We start from the raw sequence: 2,752 nt of genomic DNA, 5'->3' as shown, positions 1-2,752 counted from the left end.
ATCTGAAATCTGCCGTCAAGGCCTAATTACGCCTTCCTGGCAGAAGAGGCCTTTTTAGCCCATAACCGCGGTATTCGACGGGACACAACAGGCAGCCGCATTACCAAAAGCAGCCCTCCTATAGATGCGTAGATGGCCCACTCTTCAAGATCAGCACGCACAATCCACAACATATGCAGCAAACCAAGCCCGAGCACCACATAGGCCAATCGATGCAGCTTCTTCCAGCGAGCGCCTAATCGGCGCTGGCTGTATCGGTTCGACGTCACGGCCATTGCGAGCAGGCAGAGAAATGCCAGGGCCCCGACAATGATGTAAGGCCGCTTGCGCAACTCGACACCCAGCTGCGACCAGTCAAACCCAAGGATAAATGCCATATACCCGCACAGATGCAGGACCACATAGGCAAAACACCATAATCCGAGCTGGCGGCGCACGGCGATCCACCCCGCCCAACCGCTGAGTTTGTGCAGTGGCGTCATCGCCAGCGTGACCAGCAGCAGTATGAGGGTACCCAGCCCCAGGCGATCAACCAGCACCTTACCGGGATCAGGCCCAAGCACATCTGCCCAGGCCTGGTACAACCACAAGACCGGCCAGACGGCGGCGGCGATGAACACGCCGATTCGCCAGTACGGGAAACGCATCAGTAGTTCTTCCGCAAATCGAGCCCTGTATATAGAGAAGCGACTTCTTCCGAGTAGCCGTTGAACATCTGGGTGTCCCGCACGTTCGGCTTGAACAGGCCACTGGGCAGGCGCCGCTCGCGGGCCTGGGTCCAGCGTGGGTGATCGACCGTTGGATTCACGTTCGCGTAAAAGCCATATTCATCTGCGGCAAGACTCTGCCAGGTCGTCTTGGGCTGCTCGCTGACCAGGCTGATCCGCACAATGGACTTGATGCTCTTGAAGCCATACTTCCAGGGCACCACCAACCGCAGCGGCGCACCGTTCTGGTTGGGCAACTCGCGCCCGTACATGCCCACCGCAAGAATCGCCAGCGGATTCATCGCCTCATCCAGGCGCAAACCTTCGACATAGGGCCAGTCGATCAAGGCGAAACCGGAACGCTGTCCGGGCATGGTCTTGGGGTCCTGCAAGGTTTCGAAGCGGATGTACCTGGCACTGGCGCTCGGCTCCACCTGTTTGAGCAATGCCGAGAGGGGAAAGCCAAGCCAGGGAATGACCATCGACCAGGCTTCCACACAACGCAGGCGGTAAATGCGCTCTTCCAGCTGATAGGGCTTCATGAAGTCTTCCAGCGCGTACCGCCCCGGCTTACCCACCTCCCCGTCTACAACCACACTCCAGGGTTCGGTCTTCAGCGCGCCCGCGTTCGCCGCGGGGTCGCCTTTTTCGGTGCCGAACTCATAAAAGTTGTTGTAGTGGGTCGCATCCTTGAATGGCGTGATCGCCTCATCCTTGACTGTCACCGCACCCCAACGCGTAGCGGGAAGTTTCTCGGAGAACCAGGAAGGCGCCTTGCCAGGCTCGACGTCGGCGTAGCGGGACGCCTCTTCGGCGCTGACCCAACGCGGCAGGCTGCCAACGGCCAATCCGGCAACGGCAGCGCCAAGGACGTTACGTCGAGATAAATACAGGGATTGAGGCGTGACGTCCGACTCATGGCAGTCAGACGCCTGGGGGATCTTGATCAGCATGGCTACTCCGCAGTTTTGGAGGACAGATGCACCAAATTAGACTGCGGAGTATGAGGGATATCAGGCGTTTTTGTTCCGGCGAAGTCTTAATAGATATTGCACCGGACCAGAGGCTGCGTAAGCAAGGAACACCAGTAACAGAATACGCGGCGGATCACTGAATACCACTGCGAACACCAGCACCACGGCCAGGATTGCCACGAACGGCACCCGCCCTTTCAAGTCCAGCTCTTTAAAGCTGTTGTACTTGATGTTGCTGACCATCAGCATCCCGGCTGCCGCCACCATCAGCGCGACCAGGAACGACATCCTGGAGCCCTGAATCCCGTAATCGCTGAACGCCCAGACAATCCCCGCCACCACGCCAGCAGCTGCCGGACTGGCAAGCCCGATAAAGTAGCGCTTGTCCGCCGTACCGACCTGGGTGTTGAAACGGGCCAGACGCAAGGCTGCACCTGCTACATAGATGAAGGCGACCATCCAGCCGACCTTGCCCATGTCGCCCAGTGCCCAGCCGAAGGCCAGCAACGCCGGCGCAACACCGAATGCGACCATGTCCGACAGCGAGTCGTACTCGGCACCAAACGCGCTTTGCGTATTGGTCATGCGCGCAACCCGACCGTCGAGGCCGTCGAGCACCATTGCGACGAAAATCGCGATCGCCGCAAACGCGAAATACTTGCTCGCGTTCGCTGCATCACCAGCACTCAAGGCAGCCTGCGCACTCATCGAATTGATGATGGAATAGAAACCTGCGAACAGATTCGCAGTGGTGAACAAATTCGGCAGCAGATAGATACCACGATGCCGGACTTTACGACCTTCTGCGTCGTGCCCTTCTTCGATGTGTTCATCGATGGGCAGCAGGCTTTCGGCGTCAGAAGCCTTGTTCGGCTCTTCGGGACGTTCGCTCATGGACATTACCTTGCAACGGTTTGGAAAAATTCGACAGGTGTCTGGGACGACGGTTCGGCCACAAACGATGCAGCTTTATACCAGAACCACCGGCGCAAACGAAAAAACGCGGCCGAGGCCGCGTTTTTTGTACAAGGGACGACGACTTAGTTTTTGGCTTTGTCGACGATCTTGTTG

General features: G+C 58.1%; 3 protein-coding genes. All 3 read right to left on the bottom strand.

Translation table 11 applies throughout. The features are described 5' to 3' along the window. Window positions 1–26: 26 nt before the first annotated feature. Genes msrQ through pssA form a run of 3 tightly spaced genes read right to left on the bottom strand, consistent with a single transcriptional unit; the run spans window position 27 to window position 2,575 of the window. Window positions 27–647, bottom strand: coding sequence for a protein-methionine-sulfoxide reductase heme-binding subunit MsrQ (gene msrQ / locus JFT80_RS21170; RefSeq protein WP_201149209.1), 621 nt, complete (start codon window positions 645–647; stop codon window positions 27–29). Further along, window positions 647–1,660 (bottom strand): protein-methionine-sulfoxide reductase catalytic subunit MsrP, encoded by a 1,014-nt coding sequence (gene msrP, locus JFT80_RS21165; RefSeq protein ID WP_122839052.1) that lies wholly within the window; start codon window positions 1,658–1,660, stop codon window positions 647–649. The genes msrQ and msrP overlap by 1 nt, the downstream gene beginning before the upstream one ends. 60 nt (window positions 1,661–1,720) lie before the next feature. Continuing rightward, window positions 1,721–2,575: a CDP-diacylglycerol--serine O-phosphatidyltransferase gene (gene pssA, locus JFT80_RS21160; protein ID WP_201149208.1), complete on the bottom strand. Its 855-nt coding sequence runs from the start codon at window positions 2,573–2,575 to the stop codon at window positions 1,721–1,723. Window positions 2,576–2,752: the final 177 nt, after the last annotated feature.

Source organism: Pseudomonas sp. TH10 (assembly GCF_016651255.1).
Taxonomy (GTDB): domain Bacteria; phylum Pseudomonadota; class Gammaproteobacteria; order Pseudomonadales; family Pseudomonadaceae; genus Aquipseudomonas.
Note: the sequence above shows the minus strand (reverse complement) of the source record. Positions and strands in the feature narration are given on the sequence as shown.

Coding starts and splice junctions, on each gene's coding strand:
- msrQ (WP_201149209.1), bottom strand. CDS start 647: ATGCGTTTCCCGTACTGGCGAATCGGCGTGTTCATCGCCGCCGCCGTC.
- pssA (WP_201149208.1), bottom strand. CDS start 2,575: ATGAGCGAACGTCCCGAAGAGCCGAACAAGGCTTCTGACGCCGAAAGC.
- msrP (WP_122839052.1), bottom strand. CDS start 1,660: ATGCTGATCAAGATCCCCCAGGCGTCTGACTGCCATGAGTCGGACGTC.